This is a genomic window from Thalassotalea castellviae, assembly GCF_031846185.1.
GTDB lineage: Bacteria > Pseudomonadota > Gammaproteobacteria > Enterobacterales > Alteromonadaceae > Thalassotalea_H > Thalassotalea_H castellviae.
In genome coordinates this window covers 172,805-197,184 of the sequence record NZ_JAVRIF010000001.1, presented here as the reverse complement: position 1 = coordinate 197,184, position 24,380 = coordinate 172,805, and the positions used below count along the sequence as shown (strand labels likewise).

Genomic DNA, 24,380 nt, shown 5'->3' with positions numbered 1-24,380 from the left:
CCTAACGTAAGGATGCATTAGGTCTTATTAACAACCCCATGAAACATGTAAGTTGATTGGATTTAAAAAATATTGAGCAATTAATGCTCTAGAGACATTATGACTGAAAATTTTGCACAACTTTTTGAAGAAAGTTTAAAAGAAATCGAAACACGTCCCGGTTCAATTATTAAAGGAACTGTGGTAGCCATCAACAAAGACAACGTTTTAGTTGACGCAGGCTTAAAATCTGAATCTGTAATCTCTATCGATCAGTTTAAAAACACTGCTGGTGAAGTAGAAATTAATGTTGGTGACGAAATTGATGTTGCATTAGATGCAACTGATGATGGTTTCGGTGAGACAATTCTTTCTCGTGAAAAAGCAAAACGTCACGAAGCTTGGCAAGTGCTTGAAAAAGCATACGAAGAAAAAGAAACTGTTATCGGTGTTATCAACGGTAAAGTTAAAGGTGGTTTCACGGTTGAAGTTAGCAATATTCGTGCTTTCTTACCGGGTTCATTAGTTGATGTACGTCCAGTACGTGACACAGCTCACCTTGAAGGTAAAGATTTAGAATTCAAAGTTATTAAGCTTGATCAAAAGCGTAATAACGTTGTTGTTTCTCGTCGCGCAGTTATCGAATCAGAAAGCAGCGTAGAACGTGACGCATTATTAGAATCGTTAGCTGAAGGTATCGAAGTTAAAGGTATCGTTAAGAACTTAACTGATTACGGTGCGTTTGTTGATTTAGGCGGCATTGACGGCCTATTACACATTACAGATATGGCTTGGAAGCGCGTTAAGCACCCAAGTGAAATCGTAAATGTTGGCGATGAAATACAAGTTAAAGTATTGAAATTTGACCGTGAGCGCACTCGTGTGTCTCTAGGTATGAAGCAGTTAGGTGAAGATCCATGGGTAGCAATTGCTAAGCGTTACCCTGAAGGTGCTAAACTTTCTGGTCGCGTGACTAACTTAACTGACTACGGTTGTTTTGTTGAAATCCAAGAAGGCGTTGAAGGTTTAGTTCACGTTTCTGAAATGGATTGGACAAACAAAAACATCCACCCATCTAAAGTTGTTAACTTAGGCGATACTGTTGAAGTAATGGTATTAGAAATTGACGAAGAACGTCGTCGTATTTCTCTTGGTCTTAAACAATGTATCCCGAACCCTTGGGAAGAGTTTGCTAAAAATTTCAACAAAGGTGATAAAGTATCAGGTAAGATCAAGTCAATTACTGACTTTGGTATCTTCATTGGTCTTGACGGTGGCATTGATGGTTTGGTTCACTTATCTGACATTTCATGGGCTGGCGGTGAAGAAGCTGTTCGTGAATACAAGAAAGGTGATGAAATTTCTGCTGTGGTACTTCAAGTTGACCCAGAACGTGAGCGTATCTCGTTAGGTGTTAAGCAAACTGAAGATGATCCATTTAATCAATACCTTGCAGATAACAAAAAAGGTGCTATTGTTACAGGTAAGGTAGTTGAAGTAGACGCTAAAGGTGCTAAGATTGAATTAGTAGAAGGCGTTGAAGGTTACTTACGTGTTTCAGACATCTCTCGTGATCGTATCGAAGATGCAAGCACTGAATTATCTGTTGGTGATAGTGTTGAAACTAAGTTTATGGGTGTTGATCGTAAGAACCGCACTATTAGCTTATCAATCAAAGCAAAAGATCAAGCAGATGAGCGTGAAGCAATGGATAACTTAAACCAAGAAGAAGATACTGGTTTAAGTGCTATGGCTGCAGCGTTCAAAAACGCTAAAAATTAATTTTTAGCTGGGACAGAGAAAAGTTTTAAATAAAACTTTTCTCTATTTTAATTTCCATTGGCGTGATGCTATATGACACTGGGGGGTCGAATGACCAAATCAGAACTCATTGAAAGATTAGCGGATAAACTTAATCATTTATCTGCAAAAGATGTAGAACAAGCAATTAAAGAAATTCTTGAAATGATGGCACAAACCTTATCCAAAGGTGAGCGCATAGAAATCAGAGGCTTTGGTAGTTTCTCTTTGCATTATCGTGCACCACGCGTTGGTAGGAACCCTAAAACTGGTGAGTCAGTTGAACTTGCTGGAAAATATGTTCCACACTTTAAACCCGGCAAAGAATTACGTGAAAGGGTAAATCTGTCCTTAACGTAATCGAAAAATTATATGAAAACGGCATGCTTTAGCATGCCTTTTTTTTGTTTATATTATCAAAATGAACGGTGAATACTTTGAAAATATATATGACCTTAATTTTAGTGATTACCTTACTTGTTATTGCCTTTGTCTTTGGTAGTCAAAATAACCAAATGATCACCTTAAATTATATTATTGCTCGAGCAGAATTATCTGTCGCAGCAGCAGTAAGCTTGTTTACTATTATTGGTTTTTTCCTTGGTATATTTTTTTCACTCTTGTGGAAATTTGTACGAATGGTAAAACCTAAGCCAATTAGCAATAAAGGTTAAAACACGCCAATGTTAGAACTACTTTTCCTTTTATTACCAGTAGCCATGGGCTATGGCTGGTTTATGGGAAGAAACAGTGTTAAACAAAATGATCATTCAGCCAAACAAGATTTATCGATTAAGTATTCCACTGGTTTAAATTATCTTTTATCTAATCAACAAGATAAAGCCATTGAATTTTTGTTAGAAACATTAAAAGTTGAAGATGATACGGTTGAAGCGCATTTCGCGATGGCTAATTTGTTTCGTAAACGAGGCGAATTAGACAGAGCACTGAAAGTTCATGAACACTTAGTTAGGCAAAAGCATTTACCGTCTAAAGCTAAACAACAGGCGGCATTTGAGCTCGGCAAAGACTTTCTTAGTGCCGGTTTGTATGACCGCGCTGAAACAATGTTTCATAAATTATTAAAATCGAAAGATTTTAATTTGAAATCATTAAGTTATTTATTACAAATTTATCAATCGACCAAAGATTGGCAACATGGTTTAGAGTTAAATAAAGCCATTGCCAAGTCAAACGATAAAAAACTACTTCATACTTTAGCTAACTTTTATTGCGAACTTGCGACTTTAGCTTTAGAAAAAGATGAATTTATTGAAGTATTAGAATTATTAGAAAATGCACTTAAATATGACCCTAACTCTTGTCGAGCCAATTGGCTCATGGCAAAGATTTATGAAAACCATCAACAATTTGATGAAGCTTGTCAGTGTTACAAAGATATTTATACGCAAGATAAAGACTTTTTTCCTGATGTTATTGAGCAAATGCACAGTTGTTATCAACAACTTAATGACGAAGATGAATTCTATCAATTTATAAAAAAAGTATACGATGAAACCGGTGGCAGTAGCGCCCTGATCAAATATTTGTCGTTTGTTGAAAACAAGCATGGTTTAAAAAAAGCACAAGACTATATGTTATCAGCTTTAAAAAGGCGTCCTACTATCAGGGGCTTTAAACATTTTATAAAAATGCAGATGAACGAGCAAAGTTCACCACAAGAAAATGAAAATTTAGATATGATCAAAGAATTAATTTCGTCATATTTAAGTGTTAAACAACGATACAGTTGTTGTAATTGTGGTTTTAGTAGCAGCACCCACTATTGGTCGTGCCCATCATGTCATGATTGGGAACAATTGAAACCTGTGCGTGGCCTAGAAGGCGAGTAGAAATTAACTTTGTCATCAGAAAAACTATTTCTTTGTCAAAAGTACTCACTGACTACCGTCAGCTCCGTGCTTTTTCCTCGAACTAATTTTCTCTGATTTAAAACTTAATACCTACTAAAATAAATAATTAGTGTTAATAATTAAGGAAAAAGTATGAATGATCCAAAAGTAGTAGTCGCATTAGATTTTGATAATCAAGCTGATGCATTTGCTTTTGTTGATAAAATCCAACCCAGTGACTGTCGATTAAAGGTCGGCAAAGAAATGTTCACTTATTTTGGTCCTGACTTTGTAAAAGCATTAGTCGATCGAGGCTTTGATGTTTTTCTTGATCTAAAATTTCATGATATTCCGAATACCGTTGCTAAAGCGGTTACGGCAGCAGCTGAATTAGGTGTTTGGATGGTGAATGTTCATGCTTCAGGTGGGCTTGCCATGATGCAGAAAGCCAAAGAAGCGTTAGCGCCATATGGCGACAAAGCCCCGTTATTAATAGCCGTGACTGTATTAACCAGTATGAGTGAAGATGATTTAATTGGTTTAGGTATTACCAAATCACCTGGAGAACAAGTGCAGCACTTGGCAAACCTAACTAAACGTGCCGGGCTTGACGGTGTAGTATGTTCGGCACAAGAAGCTGAAACACTTAAAAATAACCTGGGTAAAGACTTTAAACTGATCACACCAGGAATTCGTCCTTTAGGTGCGAGTGTCGATGACCAAAAACGTATTATGACACCAGAACAAGCTATCGATGTGGGTGTTGATTACTTAGTTATAGGTCGGCCTATTACTCAGGCCGCAGAGCCTCAAAAAGTATTACAAGACATCAATCTATCAATCAAATAATATTTCATTTCGTTGAAATGTTCTTCGTATATAAATTAACGGCTAAATAGCAAACTATTTGGCCGTTAGTAAAAATCAAAGCATTAGATTATCGTGATAAAACTTTTTATCACGTTTACTTTGTTAATTGGTTAGCCAAGACATTAAAATCAAACTCTTTTAGTAATTGAACAAGCTTAATTAGAGGTAATCCTATTAACGTATTTGGGTCGTCGCCTTCAAGTTTTTTAAATAAGCAGATCCCTAATCCTTCACTTTTAAAACTTCCTGCACAATTGAGTGGTTGTTCTGAATTAATATAATCAATTATTTCTTGCTGACTAAGCGTATTAAAATGTACATGAAACGGTTCAACTAATGATTTCACCTGATTATTTTGACCATTCAATACACAAAGCCCCGTATAAAAGGTGACTTTTTTACCACTAAATTGAGTTAATTGTTTTACGGCATTCTCAAAGGTGTGAGGTTTACCTAGAATTTCATTATCACAAACAGCCACTTGATCAGAGCCAATTACTATGCTTTCGGGGGATTGATTTGCTACAGCCGCAGCTTTGTCAATGGCTAAACGTTCAACAAGCGCTTGTGGAGTTTCATTTAGCTTGGGGGTTTCATCTGTCTCAGGTTTGGCACATGTAAAGCTAATATTGAGTTTTTCTAATAAACTTTTTCTAAAAGGCGAGGTTGATGCCAAAATAATAGATTTAGTATTCATTTCGTAAATATCACACAAAAATTAATCAGTTTCTGCTAATATGAGGGCTATATTGAAAATTTAAACAAATTTAGTTATTTTTCTTTTGACAGCGGGCCTTAACGGCTTTATTATGCGCGCCTTATGCAGAATCTTAAGCTTCCGATCACAATTGACCCTTATAGAAGCGCACAGCGAAGTCTGGAGTGTGAAGGGATATTTGAAACTTCGGGAATGAACAGATTGCTTGCTGCTTGTGAGAGCAGTAGTGAGCATGTGCATGTTAAAGTAGAGTTTGGTGTGGATGAACTTGGTTTGGTATTTATATCAGCAAAGGGGTCGGCAACGGTCGTTTTAACATGTCAGCGGTGTACTGAAGCATTTGAGCATAAACTTTTAATAGACTTTGTTTTTAGTCCAGTAAAAGATGAAGAAGCCGCTGAAAATTTGCCGTCATATTATGACGCAATTGAATTAGATGAAAATGGTGAAGTTAACTTGCGAGATTTAGTGGAAGAAGAGTTGTTACTCGTTATTCCGTTAATTCCTAGGCATGAACTTAAAGACTGTCAGTCACCATCTGATAGTGTTTGGGGACAATTGCCTGTTGAGCATGAGAAGCCGAATCCATTTGACGTATTAAAAAAACTTAAGTAACTCGTTTGAGTTCACAATTGATTTTAGGAGTTAGGAAATGGCAGTTCAAAAGAGCAAGAAGTCTCGTTCAAGACGTGGCATGCGCCGTTCACACGATGCTTTAACAGCAGAGAATTTATCAGTTGATCCAGTATCTGGTGAAACACACCGTCGTCATCACGTAACAGCTGATGGCTTCTACAAAGGTGTTAAAGTAATCGCTAAATAAGCTTTTACTTGGTAGAAAATATTTTGAATGATCTAACCATAGCGTTAGATGTTATGGGGGGCGATAAAGGCCCCCTTGTAACGATCCCTGCAGCAATTCTTGCAATTCAAAAATCACAAAGATTACATCTTATTCTTTGTGGTGATGAAAACATTATTCAAGAGTTGTTATCTGCGCATAAAGTGTTAACCCACCCTCAGTTATCTATATTACCAACTTCTGAAGTTGTTACTATGGATGAAAAGCCTAGTTCAGCTCTTCGCAACAAAAAAAACTCTTCGATGCGTAAAGCATTAGATCTCGTAAAAGAAGGCAAAGCTCAAGCATGTGTAAGTGCCGGTAACACAGGGGCATTATTTGCGACAGCTCATTATGTGTTAAAAACACTGCCCGGAGTTGAAAGGCCCGCACTTATCTCTTCATTACCCACTCACGAAGATAATAAACATGTATTTATGCTTGATTTAGGAGCAAATGTTTTTTGTGACTCAACTATTTTATATCAATTCGGTGTCATGGGATCTGCCATGGCAGAAGAAGTTGATGGAGTTGAGAAACCTCGAATCGCCTTATTGAATATGGGGGAAGAAGACATAAAAGGTAGTGATCACATTAAAATGGCAGCAAGCCAGCTTCAACAAAACAGCTCGATCAACTATGTTGGTTTCATCGAAGGTAATGATATTTTCACTAATAAAGCGGATGTCATTGTTTGTGATGGTTTTGTCGGCAATGTTGCCTTGAAAACTTGTGAAGGTGTTGCAAAACTTGTTTATGAAAAACTAAAGCATGTGCTTTCAAAGCATTTATTTGCGCGTTTTATCGGCAAATTACTGGCTACTTCCTTAAAAAAATTGTTTAAACCCTTGAACCCCGACCAGTATAATGGTGCAAGTCTGATAGGATTGCGCGGTATTGTGATCAAGAGTCATGGTAATGCGAGTGTTTTAGCATTCGAATCAGCTATTTCTGAAGCCATGAAAGAAGTAGAACGCCAAGTGCCAATGAAAATTAAAAATAAACTCGCTTTGGGGTTAACGGACAAATAAGTCGGTGCGTATTTATAAGAAGTTAATAAATAACGTGACTAAAAGTCGATCGTCTTAATTCACAGTCATTAAAAATTTCGTTGTTACTGTTTATTTGCTATTGCATCTTTATAAATGCGCAGACAGTAACATTATATGTTTAAATCGTTTAGGTATTACAATGAAAAATAATCTAGCCTTTATCTTTCCAGGACAAGGTTCTCAAAGTGTATCAATGTTGAGTGACTTTGCTGAACATCCTGTTGTGCAATCAACATTTTCTGAAGCATCGCAATCTTTAGGGTATGACCTTTGGCAGTTAATCAGTGAAGGTCCGGCAGAAAAACTCAACCAAACTAATTTTACCCAACCAGCGTTATTAACGGCGAGTGTTGCAATATGGCGATTATGGCACTCAGAAAATGAGTCTACACCGTCAGTTATTGCTGGTCATAGTTTAGGCGAATACTCGGCATTGGTTTGTGCAGGAGTTTTGTCGTTAGCCGATGGTGTCAAGCTGGTTGAAAAACGTGGTGAGTTTATGCAAGCTTCTGTACCTGAAGGTGTCGGGGCCATGGCCGCTGTTATTGGCTTAAGTGATGATAAAATCATTGAAGCATGTGCACAGGCAGCAGAACAACAAGTGGTTTCTGCGGTAAATTTTAATTCACCTGGTCAAGTAGTTATTGCCGGCAATAAAGAAGCGGTAGAGCGTGCTGGCTTATTATGTAAAGAAGCGGGCGCTAAGCGTGTGCTTCCACTTCCCGTCAGTGTTCCGTCTCACTGTGCATTAATGAAAGATGCCGCTGATAAATTAGCTCAAGAATTTAACACTGTTACTTTTCACCAACCCAATATTCCCGTGATAAATAATGTTGATGTCGCTGTTGAAAATGATATAGAGGCAATAAAACAAGCTTTGATCAAACAGCTTTATAGCCCAGTTAGATGGACAGAAACCATTGAGTTATTAGCTGAAAAGGGTATTGATACTGCTGTAGAAGCAGGGCCAGGAAAAGTATTACAAGGATTAGTTAAAAGAATTAATAAAACCATTACATGTGTTTCAGTGAATGATAATGCTTCATTATCAAAAGCAAAAGATTTAATAAAATAGGAAAAATTATGTTTTCATTAGAAGGAAAAGTTGCTTTGGTAACAGGCGCAAGCCGAGGTATCGGTAAAGCCATTGCTACTCAACTACAAACTTTAGGTGCTACGGTTATCGGTACCGCGACTTCAGAACATGGTGCTGAAAAAATCAGTGATTATTTAGGTGCTGGTCAAGGCATGGTATTAAATGTGACTAGTGATGAATCAATAGCGTCTTTATTTGAATCGATAAAAGATAGCTTTGGCGGTGTTGATATCTTAATTAATAATGCCGGCATCACTCGTGATAATTTATTTATGCGCATGAAAGACGATGAATGGCACGATATTATCGATACAAACTTGTCTTCTGTCTTTAAAATCAGTAAAGCGGTTATTCGTACTATGATGAAAAAACGCAATGGTCGTATCATTAATATTGGTTCGGTTGTTGGAACAATGGGAAATGCAGGTCAAGTTAACTACGCTACGGCAAAAGCAGGGCTTATTGGCTTTACCAAGTCATTAGCACGAGAAGTTGCCTCACGCGGCATTACCGTTAACACTGTTTCTCCAGGCTTTATCGACACAGACATGACACAAACGTTAACAGATGAGCAAAAAGAGGGTATATTCTCTCAAGTGCCTGCAAATCGTTTAGGTAAGCCTGAAGAAATTGCTAATGCTGTCGCTTTTTTAGCTTCAGATAACGCCGCTTATATTACCGGTGAAACATTACATGTAAACGGTGGCATGTACATGGTTTAATCAATATTGAACATTGAGATATTGATTAATCACGATAAAAAATTATAATAAAATTTATGTCTAAAGGTTAGACCAGTGCAAAAAGCAAAATTAGAAGCTTGCAAGGGACGCTTTAGACGAATACACTACACGCAATTTTGAAAAATTGTATTTTCTAGTAAAGGAAAAAAAATGAGTACTATCGAAGAACGCGTAAAAAAAATTACTATTGAGCAGTTAGGTGTAAGCGAAGACGAAGTGAAAACAGAAGCTTCATTCGTTGATGACTTAGGTGCAGATTCTTTAGACACAGTTGAATTAGTAATGGCGTTAGAAGAAGAATTTGATACAGAAATTCCTGACGAAGAAGCTGAAAAGATCACAACTGTTCAAGCAGCTATCGATTACGTTACTGCTAACCAGTAAGATTAGCTCGTTTATAGTGATGAATCAGGCGGTATAATTACCGCCTATTTTGTTTTTATATCTCAATAAAAGCTGAGTATATAAAGACAAATCCAACTCTTTCAAATATTCAATTCTATCGGAGGCAACTCTTCCTATGCGACGTGTTGTAATTACCGGTTATGGTATGCTTTCCCCATTGGGAAACAATGCTGAATCTACATGGCAAAATTTATTAGCGGGAAATAGCGGTATTGGTGCGATTGAGCATTTTGACGTTAGTAATTTTCCAACAAAATTTGCGGGTTTAGTAAAAGGTTTTGATCCTGAACAATTTGGTATCGCCAGAAAAGATACTAAAAAAATGGATTTATTCATTCAGTACGGCCTTGCTGCAGGTATTCAAGCTTTTGAACATTCTGGCTTAGAAGTCACAGAAGATAATGCTGAACGTATCGGTGTTGCGGTAGGTTCGGGTATCGGTGGCTTGTCTTTAATTGAAGAAAATCATACCAAATACCTCAAAGGTGGCGTAAGAAAGCTTTCACCATTTTTTTGCCCATCGACTATTTTAAATATGGCGGCAGGTCATTTATCGATAAAACTAGGGCTTCGCGGTCCTAATATTGCGATTGTCACGGCTTGTACTTCAGGTGTGCACAATATTGGTCACGCAGCTCGAATGATCATGCATGGTGATGCAGATGCAATGCTTGCTGGTGGTGCTGAGAAGGCATCAACGGAATTAGGTATTGGTGGCTTTTGTGCTGCAAGAGCTCTTTCTACACGCAATGATGAACCTCAAGCAGCAAGTCGACCGTGGGACAAAGACCGTGATGGTTTTGTGCTTAGTGATGGTGCTGGCATTGTTGTTGTTGAAGAATATGAACATGCTAAGTCGCGAGGCGCAACGATATATGCAGAGATTGTTGGTTTTGGTATGAGTGGTGACGCTTACCACATGACTTCACCGCCAAGTGATGGCGCTGGAGGTGCGTTAGCCATGAAAAATGCTCTACGTGATGCCAAGATTAATGCTGAGCAGGTTGGTTATATTAATGCGCACGGGACTTCAACGATGGCGGGCGATAAAGCTGAAACAAATGCCGTTAAATCAGTCTTTGGAGATGCTGCTTATTCGACAATGATGGGGTCGACTAAATCGATGACTGGTCATTTATTAGGGGCCGCGGGCTCTGTTGAAGCAATCTTTACCGCGCAAGCGTTATTTAATAATCAAGTACCACCGACAATTAACCTGGATAATCCTGATGAAGGCTGTGATCTTGATTATATTCGCGGTAGTGCCCGAGATGTTGAATTAGAATATGCGTTATGTAATTCATTCGGTTTTGGTGGGACAAACGGTACTTTAGTATTGAAAAAAGTCAATTAATTTGCTCGTGTATTAATGTTAGCGATTGATTTAGCAGTAAATCGCTTGAAACGAAGCAATTGAAATGAAAAAGTATATAAGCCTGAATACTGTAGTGGTATTCAGGCTTATTTGTAAATACAATGACAAAGTTTCAAATTTAAAAATTCACAATTGTGCTAATTAATTATCAAACCATGAGTGATGCATGCTTTATTATTCAGTAAATGGTCAACCAAAATCTTCAATTGATATCAGTGATAGATCTATTGCTTACGGTGATGGCATTTTCACAACAGCAAAAATTGTTGATGGCCAAGTTCAATTTTTATCAGCACACCTTAATCGCCTTGCTGAGGGCTGTCATTATTTGAAAATAAACTTCATTCAAAGCCAAGCATTCGTTGATGAAATTGTAAATGTGGCCAAAGGTTTTACTACGGCAGTTTTAAAAATTATTGTCACCGCAGGATCCGGTGGCAGAGGTTATTCTCGTCAAGGTGTTAGTGGAGCTCAAATTATTGTCTCAATTCATGATATGCCTACACATTATCAAGCTTGGTCGGAACAAGGGATAAGCCTTGTTAATGGTCATATTCAGTTAGGGTTAAATCCTTTATTAAAAGGGTTAAAGCATCTCAACCGTCTTGAACAAGTTTTAATTCGAGATGAATTAGATAATTCACCGGCTGATGATTTATTAGTGTGTGATTTAAATGGCTTTGTCGTTGAAACCAGTTGCGCTAATATATTCTGGCTGCGTGATGAGCAAGTTTTCACTCCTGTTTTAGACGATGCTGGAGTTCGTGGGCTTTATCGTCAAAATATACTGTCGTTTGATACTAGCATCGAACAAGTAAAAGAAAAAATGTCTGACTTAGCCGATATTTCAGCGATGTTTATATGTAATAGTGTGATGGGGATTGTTCCGGTGAAGGAATTCAATAATAACCAATTAGATACTGACTCAGTTATTCACTATCGTCACCAATACTTCAATTATATTCTTGATAAAGAATGTGAAAAGGATCGTTAATTTGACTCGATTAACAAAAATGACCATTGCTGGATTTTTTATCGTTTGCATGTTTTTAATTGCTTTAGTGGCCGTTACTTATCTAAAAATTAATGATACTAATTTACTCGTTAAAGAAACGTTTATTACCATAGAACCTGGTACAACGTTTAATCGCTTCACTAAAAAGTTGCAAAATAATGGCGTAGTGGCAACAAGGTTTTGGCTAAGAAATTATATACGATTAAATAACCAGTTTGCGCAAATAAAAGCCGGAACTTATTTAATAAAGCCAGGCCAAAGCTATCGGTCAATTTTATCGATGATCGCGCAAGGCGATGAACATCAATATTTTATTACGTTTGTCGAAGGTTCTACATTTAAGCAATGGTTAGCTCAATTAAAAGAGCGTAGCGAGATAACACAGCGCTTACAAAGTCCGGAATCAATTAGTCAAATGCTAGAGTCTTTAGGCATTAAACAAGCAAACCCAGAAGGGTTATTTTTTCCTGATACTTATGCCTTTACGTATAAAACAACGGATATAGAAGTACTTAAAAAAGCTTACTTAAAAATGAAGCAGCAATTAGATATTGCTTGGAATACTAGAGCGATAGGACTTCCGTATGAAAATGCGTATCAAGCATTAATTATGGCTTCTATTATCGAAAAAGAAAGTGGTCAATTCTCTGAACATAGAAGGATATCGTCTGTATTTATTAACCGATTAAATGAAAACATGCGCTTACAAACAGACCCAACCGTGATTTATGGCTTAGGTGAGCGATATCAGGGAGATATTAAACGAAAACATTTACGAGAAAAGACTCCCTATAATACTTATCGTATAAATGGATTGCCTCCAACACCTATAGCAATGCCTGGCTTATCAGCACTTGAAGCAGCAATGCATCCCGAAGAAACTGATTATTTTTATTTTGTCAGTAACGGTCAAGGAAAACATATATTTTCAACGACTTTAGCTGAACATAATAAGGCTGTAGCCAAGTATCAGTTGGGTAAATAAACAAACTGAGTAATTAAGAGATTTTATGAGTATTGGAAAATTTATCGTCATTGAAGGGATTGAAGGCGCAGGAAAGTCTTCAGCCATTGAAGTGGTGAAAAAAACCTTAGAAGAGTATCAGCAAGAGTATATTACCACTCGTGAGCCAGGTGGAACTTTATTAGCCGAGTCGTTACGTGAAATCGTTAAGTCTGCTGATCATAATGAAACGGTGACGCAAGAAACTGAATTGTTATTAATGTATGCGGCGCGAAGTCAATTATTAGCAAACCGTATATTGCCAGCTTTAAATGAAGGCAAATGGGTCATAGGGGATCGTCACGATCTTTCTTCAAGAGCCTATCAAGGGGGCGGGCGTCAGTTTGATGATAATGTCATGGATATGATCGCAAACGTTACACTCAAAGGTTTCAAACCAGACTTAACCTTATATCTTGATATTTCACCTGAGCAAGGTTTATCTCGCGCACAGGCTAGAGGTGAGCTTGATAGAATAGAGCAAGAAAAGATTGATTTTTTTCATCGGGTTCGTGATAAATATTGTCAACTGGCAAAAAATGACAATACTATCATCACGATTAATGCTGGAGAGGATATGGTAACGGTTCATCAAAATATCCAACAACAAGTTGCCAGTTTTATTAAAAGCACTTTGGAAAGTGATAAATGAAACCTTGGTTAGCTGACAATAAAACTCATTTTATTGAGCTGTTAAAACAACAAAGTTTGCCTCATGCGATGATTTTTTCAGGTGTGCAAGGTGCAGGTAAAACAGAATTAGCTCGCTGGTTAACCAATACATTATTATGCCAAACGATACAAACCGAGCACTTGGGGAGTCTGGAAAATTTACAAAACATTCCATGTCGTCAATGTAAGTCTTGTAATTTATATCTACAGCAGACACACCCTGATCATATTAATATCGAGTTAACAAGCACTAGTATTGGTGTCGATCAGATCAGAAATGTCAGCCGTTTTTTTGAAAAAACCGCGCAATTAGCCAGCAATCAGGTAGTCATAATAGAAAATGCAGAAGCGATGACAGAATCAGCAGCTAATGCATTGTTAAAAACGTTGGAAGAGCCAACGAACAATAGTTTTATTATTTTATTAGTACATGATGAGCAACGTTTATTACCAACTATTATTAGTCGCTGTCGCCATATACAACTCAAGCCACCGACAGGGAATGAGTTATTAAAATATTTAGATAACCAACAGGCTGAGCAAGACCCTTTTATTAACTTAACACATTTATCAGAACTTAAAGATGAAGAATGTGCTCAACAATATTTTCAATTTAGTCAGAGTTTCATTCGATTTTTAATTGATAAAAGTCAGAGAATGACTTTATTAAATCAAATGAACGCCAATGAAAACAGTGTCAATTGGTTAGAGAGAGTTATCACAAATTTGATGAGGGCTGAAACTAGCTGGTTAAACCGTTTAACTGTTGATGGTCTTTCTGACGAGAAATTATTAGAATACTTAACAGACAACAAAGAAAAATTATGGCAAGTTTATTTATTGATCAAGCAATTTAATAAACAACAGCTTACTTTAGTCCAATTAAATATAGAATATCGCTTAGAGAAGTTGTTAGTTGATATTTGGATAACTATGAATGCAGTAGAGGAATAATATGGAACATTTGTACTTAGAGTTTGTCAACGATCGAGATTTATATCAATCTTATATGCCATTTGTAAAAAATGGTGGTTTATTCGTTAGAACAACCGAACACTTTGAATTAGATGTAGACATTGAATTACAAGTTTTATTGCCAGACTCGCTTGAACCCTCACAAATCATTGGAAAAGTTTGCTGGTTAACGCCAATAGGCGTGCAAAACGGTACTCCAGCAGGTATAGGCATTACATTTGTTAAAGATCCCGATAATATGCGCAGTCAAATTGAAAAAGCCATTGGCAGACTTCTCAACTCATCAGATGCGACTTTAACCATGTAAAATTGCCTTACTGGCTAGTTATTTTTCTCACGTAATTTAAATTTAATAGGAGTACTTCGTTGTACATAGATTCACATTGCCACTTAGATCGTCTAGATCTGACTTCATTTGATAACAACTTAGATAATGTTATTTCTGCTGCACAATTGGCACAGGTAAACCAACTATTATGTGTCAGTGTTACCTTAGAAGATTTTCCGTCAATGGCAGAGCAAACCGCAAAATACGAAAATGTATTGTTAACTTGTGGTACTCATCCTTTAAATCAAGGTGACGAAGTTGATCAAAACCTTTTGGCGAAATTATCACAATCTCCAAGAGTAGTGGCCATTGGTGAAACGGGGTTAGATTATTTTTATGCCCCTGAAACAAAAGCGGTGCAACTGGATTCATTTCGTAAACACGTTCGGGTTGCTAATCAGTTGAATAAGCCATTAATTATTCACACTCGTGATGCACAGCAAGACACTCTAGATATTTTACGTGAAGAAAACGCGGAAAATGTCGGTGGGATCCTTCATTGTTTTACTGAAACCTGGGAAATGGCAGAGCAGGCCATTGCAATGGGCTTTTATATATCATTTTCCGGTATAGTTACGTTTAAAAATGCCAGTGTATTACGGGAAGTGGCCAAGCAAGTGCCGGATGATAAAATTTTAATAGAAACTGATTCACCTTATTTAGCACCCGTTCCTCATCGAGGTACGCAGAATCAACCAGCCTATGTTGTTGAAGTCGCGAAACATTTAGCGAGCATTCGAGGACAATCAGTTGAGCATATTGCTAAAGTATCCACAGAAAATTTCAATCGACTATTTAAATTAAAGTAAGCCACTTCGACATTCTAATATTATTTATTTTTGGCAAAAGACGGTTTAATTGTGCCGATAAAAACAGCCCGAAACTACACCTAGTTCCGGGCTTAGGGGATGGCTCAAAAAGGAGATGAGCCGTGCGCTAATTAACAGGTTTTGTTACTAAAACAATAGAAAGCTTGCGAGCATTATTGGTTAATAATTCATCTGTAAAGTTAATTGTAGTGCAAAGTTTACTAATTGCTAATTTTATTTTTAATTAAATTTAACTTATTGTAAATAAAGGTGATTATTAAGTTTTGCGATATTACTGTCACATGATGTTCACCGCTTTTGTACGGTTAGTTCACAAGTTACTCACAGCTTTTCAGGGAAGGAATTCCTCACTATGTATTTAAGTCTCTAATTAACTATGTAATGATAATGTTTTCACCTTAAATAATTGAAATATACCGTGTTAAACCGTCTTTGGATCAGCTTTTTCCTTATTGCCTTTATAAGTGCACTTTATCAATGGTTAGTCTTAGATCAAATTCTGATTTTTGAGCAATTAGTAACTGCAATTTTTGATATGTCAAAAGTGACGGTTGATATCGCCATTGGCTTGATTGGTATTTTAAGTTTTTGGCTTGGGATGATGAAAGTAGCAGAGCATGCCGGATTAATCGAAAAATTATCTCGAGCAATTTCCCCCTTATTTAATAAACTCATGCCCGAGGTGCCTAAAGGACACCCAGCAATGGGTTCTATGACCATGAACCTTTCGGCTAATTTCTTAGGATTAGATAATGCTGCAACGCCCTTAGGTTTAAAAGCGATGCAAGACTTACAACAACTAAATCCAAAAAAAGATACCGCTAGTAATGCACAAATTTTATTTCTCGTGCTTAATACATCTTCTGTGACTTTATTTCCCGTTGCTGTGTTTGTCTATCGTGCTCAACAAGGTGCGGTAAACCCTACCGATGTTTTTATCCCAATTTTGTTAGCCACCTTTGCTTCGACCATTGCCGGTTTGCTGGCAGTTGCGACCATTCAAAAAATAAAACTGTATGATAAAGTCGTGTTACTTTATCTTTCTGCAGGTATCGCCGTTATTGGCGGAATAGCCGTATATTTTTCAACCTTAACAGCCCAAGCCTTAGCACAACAGTCTTCGTTATTTGGTAATTTATTGATATTTCTCACGCTGGTTATTTTCATCCTTAGCGCTATGCGAAAAAAAGTTGATGTTTATAATAGCTTCATTGAAGGCGCTAAAGAGGGTTTTGAAACCAGTATTAAACTGATTCCATACTTATTAGCAATGTTATGTGCCATCGGTGTTTTTAGAGCTAGTGGCGCGCTTGAGTTAATTGTCGACACTTTTAGGCAAGTTATTATCTTTTTAGGTTTTGATAGTAGGTTTGTCGACGCATTACCGACTGCAATTATCAAACCGTTAAGTGGCTCTGGCGCAAGAGCTATGATGATAGAAACCATGAATACTCATGGTGCAGACTCCTTCGCGGGGCGATTAGCGTCTATCGTTCAAGGCTCTACTGAAACGACGTTTTATGTACTTGCTGTGTATTTCGGCTCTGTAGGTATTCGTTATAGCCGACATGCTATCACTTGCGGGTTATTTGCTGATCTTGCCGGAATTTCTGCCGCAGTTTTTGTTTGTTATTGGTTCTTTGGTTAATCAACCTATCTCTGCTTACTTTCAACCACGTGACAGATGATTTTATTTTTTAAATTGTCGACAATATAGTGGGTTTGTACTTGACTAAAGCAATATTTCAACTATTATCGTTGTAAATATTTATAAGTGTCGACAATAATGGCGTTAGAAAACCCTACATTACAAACTCCAGTGACCACTGCCGATAAAGTTTTTCAACGCATGTTACATGCGATCGTCGAAGGACATATTCCTGCTGGCAGTAAAATAAGCGAGCCAGAGCTGGCGAAGCAATATCAAATCAGTCGTTCTACGCTAAGGGAAGCGCTTAATCGATTAGAGAAGTGCCATTTAATTGAACGTAAACCAAACATAGGCTCAAAAGTCGTTGAGTGTTCTATTGAAGGGTTACTTGAAATTTATGTGGTGCGTGAATCACTGGAAGGCATGGCGTGTCGACAAGCTGCTATGTATATGACAGATCGTGAAATAAGCGAGATGAAAGACATATTAACGCAGCATGCCAGTATGCAAGCGCTTAAAGAAGGAACAGCCTATTATCAAGAAGAGGGTGATCTTGATTTTCATTATAAAGTTATTCTAGGTAGTCATAATCAACAGCTGATCAATATTTTATGCGGTCAACTTTATCACTTAGTTCGAATGTATCGTTGCCAATTTGGCATGAATAGTCCAAGAGCCAGTAAAGCTTTTGAGGAACATTCGCGCATTATTGAGGCGATTGCTGATAGGGATGGCGAACTTGCTGAGATATTAATGAGGCGTCATATCGCAGCTTCACGGAAAAATATCGAAAATAAAATTGCTGAAAAAAACAGCAACACTCATTAACCAAGAGGACGTTTTTATGTCTGTAAAATTATCTCCAGGTGCTAAATTTAGACAAGCACTTCTTAATAATAAGCCTTTACAAGTGGTCGGCACTATCAATGCTTATTGCGCAATGATGGCGGAACAATTAGGCCATCAGGCTATTTATCTATCTGGTGGGGGGGTCGCAAATGCGTCATACGGTTTACCAGATTTAGGCATGACTTCGTTAAATGATGTGATTGCTGATGTACAACGTATTACTTCCGCTTCAAGTTTACCTTTATTAGTTGATATCGATACGGGTTGGGGTGGAGCATTCAATATTGCAAAAACTATTCGTGATATGGAAAAAGCTGGTGCCGCAGCAGTACATATTGAAGATCAAGTCGCGCAAAAACGTTGTGGTCATCGTCCTAATAAAGCGATTGTTTCATCGGAAGAAATGGTTGATCGCATCAAAGCGGCAGTTGATGCACGAACTGATGCTGACTTTTTTATTATGGCGCGCACAGACGCTTTTGCCCAAGAAGGTCTAGAAGCTGCTCTTGAGCGTGCTAAAGCTTATGTTGAAGCTGGTGCTGATGGTATTTTTGCTGAAGCCGTTAAAACGGAAGAGCATTATCGCGCGTTTACTGAAAACTTAAATGTTCCTGTTTTAGCAAATATTACAGAATTTGGCCAAACTGAATTATGGAATAAAACTCAATTAGCTGAGTGGGGCTGCGCTATGGTGCTTTATCCATTATCGGCATTTCGTGCAATGAACAAAGCAGCAGAGTCTGTTTATAAAACCTTATTAACTGATGGTGACCAAAAGGCAGAAATTACCAATATGCAAACCCGTATGGATTTGTATGACTACCTTGGTTATCACGATTATGAACAAAAATTAGATGCGTTATTTTCCGAAGAGAAAAATAAATAAAAGCAATACTCGGTTACGTGTAACCAAATAAAATGCTAGCGATAACGCATAAAAAATTAGAAATATGAGGAAGTTACAATGTCTAAAGAAAATTCGAATGCTAAAAAATTAACCGGTGCAGGCTTACGTGGTCAAAGTGCAGGCGAAACTAAACTTTGCACGGTTGGTAAGTCTGGCTCAGGCTTAACTTATTGTGGATATGATGTCGCCGATTTAGCTGACAATGCCACCTTTGAAGAAGTGGCCTTTTTACTTTTTAATGGTGAATTGCCTAATGCTCAAGAATTGGCAACTTATAAAGCTGAGCTTGCGGCAATGCGTGATTTACCACAAGCACTAAAAGAAGTGTTACAGCGTATACCAGCAGATGCTCACCCAATGGATGTCATGCGAACGGGTTGTTCATTCTTAGGGAATATAGAACCAGAAAAAGATTTTTCAGAGCAAAATAAAGCCGCTAATCGATTGCTAGCCGCTTTCCCTGCCATTATGTGCTACTGGTATAAGTTTAGTCATGACAATGTTGAAATTGATTGTGTTACGGATGAAGACTCATTAGGAGGGCACTTTTTACGTTTGTTAAATCAAACAGAGCCTTCTGAGCAACATCGTCGTGTTATGGACGTGTCATTAATTTTATATGCTGAACATGAATTTAATGCGTCTACGTTTACCGCACGTGTTTGTGCATCAACTTTATCTGATATGTTTTCTTGTGTCACTGGCGCTATTGGTTCACTACGTGGTCCACTTCATGGCGGCGCGAATGAAGCGGCCATGGATATGATTCAAAAATTTAAATCTCCAGCTGACGCAAAAGAGCAAATGGCTGGTATGTTGGCACGTAAAGAAAAAATTATGGGGTTTGGTCATGCTATCTATCGTACGTCAGATCCACGTAACGTTATTATCAAACAATGGTCTGAAAAGTTAGCTGCTGAAAATGGCGACACGTCTTTATATGACATTTCAGTGGCCTGTGAAGAATTTATGTGGGATACCAAAAAGTTATTTTGTAATGCTGATTTCTTCCATGCCTCAACCTATAACTATATGGGCATTCCAACCAAGTTATTTACTCCTATTTTTGTGATGTCACGATTAACCGGTTGGGCGGCACATGTGATGGAGCAACGAGCAAATAATCGCATCATTCGACCGTCAGCTGACTATACTGGCTCAGAGCCACGTAAAGTCATCCCTATTACTGAAAGATAATTTAAGGTGAATTTGTCGTTATTTTCAACGGTAAACTAACCGCTATTTAAAAAGGTTGTTAATTAAATAACGGCCTCTTAATTGTTAGCAGTCAATTTCAAAGGAGTATTAATTGCTCCTTTTTCCATAGATAAAATTGGATACATTATGAATTACGATTATCGAAAACCTTTACCCGGTTATAAGTCAAATGGTGCAACGATAGATTTTTTTGATACCCGAGAAGCCATCGAAAACATTAAGCCGGGTTCCTATAAAAGATTGCCTTATACATCAAGAGTATTAGCGGAACAGTTAGTTCGCAAATGCGCGCCTAACGATTTAAAAGCTGCATTACTACAAATCATTGATAATAAACAAGATTTAGATTTTCCTTGGTACCCAGCGCGAGTAGTATGTCATGATATTCTTGGTCAAACAGCATTGGTTGATTTAGCCGGATTACGTGATGCTATTGCTGATCAAGGTGGTGATCCTGCAAAGGTGAATCCCGTTGTGCCAACCCAATTGATTGTTGATCATTCATTAGCTGTCGAGCATGGCGGTTTTGACAGCGATGCGTTTGCGAAAAACCGCGCCATTGAAGATCGACGAAATACTGATCGCTTCCATTTTATTGAATGGACAAAAACCGCGTTTAAAAATGTTGATGTTATCCCCGCGGGTAACGGTATCATGCATCAAATAAATTTAGAGAAAATGTCACCTGTCATTCAAGTCAGAGATGGTGTGGCTTTCCCTGATACTTGTGTTGGTACGGATTCTCATACGCCACATGTTGACGCTTTAGGCGTTATCGCTATTGGTGTGGGCGGTCTTGAGGCTGAAACCGTTATGTTAGGTCGGCCATCAATGATGCGTTTACCTGATATTGTTGGTGTAAAATTAATCGGTAAACGACAAGCGGGTATCACAGCGACCGATATCGTTTTAGCGATCACCGAGTTTTTACGAAATGAAAAAGTGGTTTCTAGTTATTTAGAATTCTTCGGTGAAGGCACCATTGATTTAACGATTGGTGATCGTGCCACCATTTCAAATATGACGCCAGAATACGGTGCGTCAGCTGGAATGTTTTATATTGATCAGCAAACTATCGATTACTTAACTTTGACTGGACGAGAGCCAGAGCAAGTAGCCTTAGTAGAAACATACGCTAAACATACAGGGCTATGGGCGGATGATTTAAAAGATGCTCAATATAAACGGGTGTTAACATTTGATTTATCAACGGTAGGTCGTAATATGGCCGGGCCGTCAAACCCTCACCGACGTTTAGCTACCAGTGATTTAGCCTCAAAGGAAATTGCTAAAAATTTAGCAGGTTGTAAACAACAAGAAGCCGCAGGTGAAATGCCTGACGGCGCAGTGATCATCGCGGCTATCACTTCATGTACTAATACGTCTAATCCACGTAATGTCGTTGCGGCTGGACTTATTGCTAAAAAAGCAAACGAGTTGGGCTTACTGAGAAAACCTTGGGTTAAAACATCCTTTGCACCTGGCTCTAAAGTGGCCAAACTATATTTGGAAGAAGCAGGCCTGTTAGAGGAAATGGAAAAATTAGGTTTTGGTATTGTTGGTTATGCCTGTACTACTTGTAATGGTATGTCTGGCGCATTAGATCCGAAGATCCAACAAGAAGTTATTGAACGTGATTTATACGCCACGGCTGTATTATCGGGCAACCGCAATTTTGACGGTCGTATTCATCCCTACGCAAAACAAGCATTTTTAGCATCTCCGCCACTAGTTGTCGCATATGCAATTGCCGGTACGATGCGTTTTGATATTGAAAAAGATGTTTTAGGGCAAGATCATCAAGGTAATGATGTCACCTTAAAAGATATTTGGCCATCAGATGAAGACATTGATGCGATTGTTACATCCTGTGTGAAACCTGAACAATTTAAGAAAGTTTATACACCGATGTTTGATTTAGGCGCATTTGAGCCTGCAAAAAGTCCGCTTTATCATTGGGATGAGAAAAGCACATATATTCGTAGACCTCCATACTGGGAAGGTGCGCTTGCTGGTGAAAGAACCATGACAGGTATGCGGCCTTTAGCTGTGTTAGGCGACAACATTACGACGGACCATTTATCTCCTTCGAATGCGATTCAGCTTAATAGTGCGGCAGGGGCATATTTAGATAAAATGGGCTTACCAGAAGCTGATTTTAATTCGTACGCAACGCATCGAGGTGATCACTTAACGGCGCAACGCGCAACTTTTGCTAACCCTAAGTTATTTAATGAAATGTGTCAGGATGAACAAGGCAATATTATTCAAGGTTCGTTAGCGCGTATTGAACCAGAAGGTACACAAAGCCGCATGTGGGAAGCAATAGAAACCTATATGGCACGTAAACAGCCGTTGATCATTATCGCTGGTGCTGATTATGGTCAGGGCTCTTCACGTGATTGGGCGGCTAAAGGTGTTCGTTTAGCCGGCGTAGAAGTTATTGTTGCGGAAGGTTTTGAACGTATTCACAGAACTAATCTCATTGGGATGGGGGTTTTACCGCTTGAATTTATTCACGGTGAAACGCGTCATACCTACAATATTGATGGCAGTGAAACATTTGACGTTAAAGGTAACACGTCGCCAGGCGGTAACATGACAGTGATTATGACACGTCAAAAAGGTGAACATGCAGGTGAAGTGATAGAAATAACCACTAAATGTCGATTAGATACAGCTGAGGAAGTCATTGTTCATGCCGCTGGTGGGGTTTTACAAAAGTTTGCTAGTGATTTTCTTCAATCAAACGTATAACGCCTTTTTAATTGAATCGTTATGTCAATGGTGTTTTCTTGACAAATCAAGCGCATCATTTTCGTGACGCTAAGAGCAAAGATTAGCGTTTTATAAACTAATGTTTTTTAAGCGGTACCTTGAATGATCTCAAGGTGCCCTTGTTATAAATTTACAAAGGTGAGAGCAATGGCTCATGTTCCTCAAATAAAAATACCGGCAACGTATATGCGTGGCGGTACATCCAAAGGGGTGTTTTTTAATTTAACGGATTTACCAAAGCGTTGTCAGGTTGCTGGAAGTGCACGCGATAATATGCTTCTTCGCGTTATAGGCTCCCCCGATCCTTACGGAAAACAAACTGACGGGATGGGGGGCGCAACATCAAGCACTTCTAAAACGGTAATTTTATCGAAAAGTGAAATGCCTGAACACGACGTGGATTATTTATTTGGCCAAGTGGCCATTGATAAAGCGTTTGTCGATTGGTCAGGAAATTGTGGCAATCTTACCGCTGCCGTAGGCTCTTTTGCTATCAATGCTGGGTTGGTTGAAAGTGCACGTATTCCTGAAAATGGCGTGTGTACAGTGCGTATCTGGCAAAAAAATATTGCAAAAACCATTATTGCGAATGTACCCATAGTTAATGGCGAAGTACAAGAAACGGGTGACTTTGAGCTAGATGGTGTTACATTTCCTGCTGCAGAAGTCCCCGTTGAATTTGTCTCGCCAGTTGATCCATCCGAAGCTATGTTTCCAACAGGGAATGTTAAAGATGTGCTACAAGTACCAGCCTCAGGTACATTCGACAGCATTGAGCTTGAAGTGACGATGATAAGTGCTGGCATTCCTACTATTTTTATCAACGCCGAAGATATTGGTTATCAAGGTACAGAATTACAAGATGCTATCAACAATGACGAAGCTGCATTAGAACGTTTTGAAGTGATCCGGTCACATGGTGCAATGAAAATGGGGTTAATATCGGATATTTCAGAAGCGGTTGATCGCCAACATACCCCGAAAATCGCGTTTGTTTCATCGGCAAAGGAATATACCACCTCGAGTGGTAAAAATATTCAAATAGATGAAATAGATTTAAATGTACGTGCACTGTCGATGGGGAAACTTCATCATGCGATGATGGGCACGGCAGCTGTTGCTATTGGCGCTGCAGCCGCAATTCCAGGCACAATAGTTGCGCTTGCTGCAAGTAAGGACGAAAAGCAAAAGGCAGCTGAGTCTGTCACTTTCGGTCACCCTTCAGGCGTGTTAAAAGTTGGTGCCAAAGCAAGTAAAAAGGATGGATGCTGGCTTGTTGATAAGGCTATGATGAGTCGTAGTGCCCGTATTTTAATGGAAGGCTGGGTACGCATTCCCGAAGATTCGTTTTAAATACTTATTCTTAACTTAAAAGAAAAACATAAATAACAAATCAATTAGCCAAGCCTAAAAGTACTAAAC

Annotated in this window: 25 protein-coding genes; 24 read left to right on the top strand and 1 reads right to left on the bottom strand. The window is 38.3% G+C overall.

Annotation, left to right across the window (positions count from 1 at the left end; translation table 11 throughout):
* The first annotated feature begins 99 nt into the window (after positions 1 to 99).
* From rpsA to pyrF, 5 genes are all read left to right on the top strand, one after another.
* Positions 100 to 1,761 carry a 30S ribosomal protein S1 gene (gene rpsA / locus RM573_RS00865; RefSeq protein ID WP_311575828.1) on the top strand — a complete coding sequence of 554 codons (1,662 nt, stop codon included), beginning with the start codon at positions 100 to 102 and terminating at the stop codon, positions 1,759 to 1,761.
* A 90-nt stretch (positions 1,762 to 1,851) separates the two neighbouring features.
* Complete coding sequence (gene ihfB, locus RM573_RS00860; protein WP_311575826.1) at positions 1,852 to 2,139, top strand: integration host factor subunit beta; 288 nt, start codon at positions 1,852 to 1,854, stop codon at positions 2,137 to 2,139.
* Positions 2,140 to 2,216: 77 nt separating this feature from the next.
* Positions 2,217 to 2,453 carry a lipopolysaccharide assembly protein LapA domain-containing protein gene (locus tag RM573_RS00855; protein WP_311575824.1) on the top strand — a complete coding sequence of 79 codons (237 nt, stop codon included), beginning with the start codon at positions 2,217 to 2,219 and terminating at the stop codon, positions 2,451 to 2,453.
* Between the two features lie 9 nt (positions 2,454 to 2,462).
* Positions 2,463 to 3,632 (top strand): lipopolysaccharide assembly protein LapB, encoded by a 1,170-nt coding sequence (gene lapB, locus RM573_RS00850; RefSeq protein ID WP_311575822.1) that lies wholly within the window; start codon positions 2,463 to 2,465, stop codon positions 3,630 to 3,632.
* Positions 3,633 to 3,785: 153 nt separating this feature from the next.
* Complete coding sequence (gene pyrF, locus RM573_RS00845) at positions 3,786 to 4,481, top strand: orotidine-5'-phosphate decarboxylase (RefSeq protein WP_311575820.1); 696 nt, start codon at positions 3,786 to 3,788, stop codon at positions 4,479 to 4,481.
* Between the two features lie 115 nt (positions 4,482 to 4,596).
* Here the strand turns inward: pyrF and RM573_RS00840 are convergent, their stop codons facing one another.
* On the bottom strand, positions 4,597 to 5,199 hold the full coding sequence (locus RM573_RS00840) for a Maf family protein (protein ID WP_311575817.1): 603 nt from the start codon (positions 5,197 to 5,199) through the stop codon (positions 4,597 to 4,599).
* Positions 5,200 to 5,322: 123 nt separating this feature from the next.
* Here RM573_RS00840 and yceD point away from each other — a divergent pair, with 123 nt between their 5' ends.
* The 19 genes from yceD (at position 5,323) to prpF (ending at position 24,311) form a co-directional block, all read left to right on the top strand.
* Positions 5,323 to 5,835 (top strand): 23S rRNA accumulation protein YceD, encoded by a 513-nt coding sequence (gene yceD, locus RM573_RS00835; RefSeq protein WP_311575815.1) that lies wholly within the window; start codon positions 5,323 to 5,325, stop codon positions 5,833 to 5,835.
* 37 nt (positions 5,836 to 5,872) lie between these two features.
* On the top strand, positions 5,873 to 6,043 hold the full coding sequence (gene rpmF, locus RM573_RS00830; RefSeq protein WP_116000475.1) for a 50S ribosomal protein L32: 171 nt from the start codon (positions 5,873 to 5,875) through the stop codon (positions 6,041 to 6,043).
* 20 nt (positions 6,044 to 6,063) lie between these two features.
* The gene (plsX, locus tag RM573_RS00825; RefSeq protein WP_311577387.1) at positions 6,064 to 7,092 is read left to right on the top strand and encodes a phosphate acyltransferase PlsX; all 1,029 of its coding nucleotides are present in this window, start codon (positions 6,064 to 6,066) and stop codon (positions 7,090 to 7,092) included.
* Positions 7,093 to 7,252: 160 nt separating this feature from the next.
* Positions 7,253 to 8,188, top strand: a complete 936-nt coding sequence (gene fabD, locus RM573_RS00820) for an ACP S-malonyltransferase (RefSeq protein WP_311575809.1) — start codon at positions 7,253 to 7,255, stop codon at positions 8,186 to 8,188.
* A gap of 8 nt (positions 8,189 to 8,196) precedes the next feature.
* A complete protein-coding gene (gene fabG, locus RM573_RS00815) occupies positions 8,197 to 8,931 on the top strand; it encodes a 3-oxoacyl-ACP reductase FabG (protein ID WP_311575807.1) in 735 nt (244 codons plus the stop codon).
* Positions 8,932 to 9,102: 171 nt separating this feature from the next.
* Positions 9,103 to 9,336 (top strand): acyl carrier protein, encoded by a 234-nt coding sequence (gene acpP, locus RM573_RS00810; RefSeq protein ID WP_303452042.1) that lies wholly within the window; start codon positions 9,103 to 9,105, stop codon positions 9,334 to 9,336.
* Positions 9,337 to 9,472: 136 nt separating this feature from the next.
* Positions 9,473 to 10,711, top strand: a complete 1,239-nt coding sequence (fabF, locus tag RM573_RS00805; RefSeq protein WP_311575804.1) for a beta-ketoacyl-ACP synthase II — start codon at positions 9,473 to 9,475, stop codon at positions 10,709 to 10,711.
* 187 nt (positions 10,712 to 10,898) lie between these two features.
* On the top strand, positions 10,899 to 11,726 hold the full coding sequence (gene pabC / locus RM573_RS00800; RefSeq protein ID WP_311575802.1) for an aminodeoxychorismate lyase: 828 nt from the start codon (positions 10,899 to 10,901) through the stop codon (positions 11,724 to 11,726).
* Position 11,727: 1 nt separating this feature from the next.
* Complete coding sequence (gene mltG, locus RM573_RS00795; RefSeq protein WP_311575800.1) at positions 11,728 to 12,732, top strand: endolytic transglycosylase MltG; 1,005 nt, start codon at positions 11,728 to 11,730, stop codon at positions 12,730 to 12,732.
* Positions 12,733 to 12,757: 25 nt separating this feature from the next.
* Positions 12,758 to 13,402: a dTMP kinase gene (gene tmk, locus RM573_RS00790; RefSeq protein ID WP_311575797.1), complete on the top strand. Its 645-nt coding sequence runs from the start codon at positions 12,758 to 12,760 to the stop codon at positions 13,400 to 13,402.
* On the top strand, positions 13,399 to 14,376 hold the full coding sequence (gene holB, locus RM573_RS00785) for a DNA polymerase III subunit delta' (protein ID WP_311575795.1): 978 nt from the start codon (positions 13,399 to 13,401) through the stop codon (positions 14,374 to 14,376). Before tmk ends, holB begins: the two co-directional genes overlap by 4 nt.
* A gap of 1 nt (position 14,377) precedes the next feature.
* Positions 14,378 to 14,704, top strand: coding sequence for a PilZ domain-containing protein (locus tag RM573_RS00780; RefSeq protein WP_311575793.1), 327 nt, complete (start codon positions 14,378 to 14,380; stop codon positions 14,702 to 14,704).
* A gap of 59 nt (positions 14,705 to 14,763) precedes the next feature.
* Positions 14,764 to 15,534, top strand: coding sequence for a TatD family hydrolase (locus RM573_RS00775; protein ID WP_311575791.1), 771 nt, complete (start codon positions 14,764 to 14,766; stop codon positions 15,532 to 15,534).
* A gap of 439 nt (positions 15,535 to 15,973) precedes the next feature.
* On the top strand, positions 15,974 to 17,203 hold the full coding sequence (locus RM573_RS00770; protein WP_311575789.1) for a nucleoside recognition domain-containing protein: 1,230 nt from the start codon (positions 15,974 to 15,976) through the stop codon (positions 17,201 to 17,203).
* Positions 17,204 to 17,341: 138 nt separating this feature from the next.
* Entirely contained in the window at positions 17,342 to 18,034 is a 693-nt protein-coding gene (locus RM573_RS00765; protein WP_311575787.1) for a GntR family transcriptional regulator, read from the top strand.
* Between the two features lie 16 nt (positions 18,035 to 18,050).
* Entirely contained in the window at positions 18,051 to 18,941 is an 891-nt protein-coding gene (gene prpB, locus RM573_RS00760; RefSeq protein ID WP_311575785.1) for a methylisocitrate lyase, read from the top strand.
* A 78-nt stretch (positions 18,942 to 19,019) separates the two neighbouring features.
* Positions 19,020 to 20,159 (top strand): bifunctional 2-methylcitrate synthase/citrate synthase, encoded by a 1,140-nt coding sequence (gene prpC / locus RM573_RS00755; RefSeq protein ID WP_311575783.1) that lies wholly within the window; start codon positions 19,020 to 19,022, stop codon positions 20,157 to 20,159.
* Positions 20,160 to 20,306: 147 nt separating this feature from the next.
* The gene (acnD, locus tag RM573_RS00750; RefSeq protein WP_311575781.1) at positions 20,307 to 22,937 is read left to right on the top strand and encodes a Fe/S-dependent 2-methylisocitrate dehydratase AcnD; all 2,631 of its coding nucleotides are present in this window, start codon (positions 20,307 to 20,309) and stop codon (positions 22,935 to 22,937) included.
* Positions 22,938 to 23,105: 168 nt separating this feature from the next.
* Entirely contained in the window at positions 23,106 to 24,311 is a 1,206-nt protein-coding gene (gene prpF, locus RM573_RS00745; protein ID WP_311575779.1) for a 2-methylaconitate cis-trans isomerase PrpF, read from the top strand.
* The last annotated feature ends 69 nt before the right edge of the window (positions 24,312 to 24,380 follow it).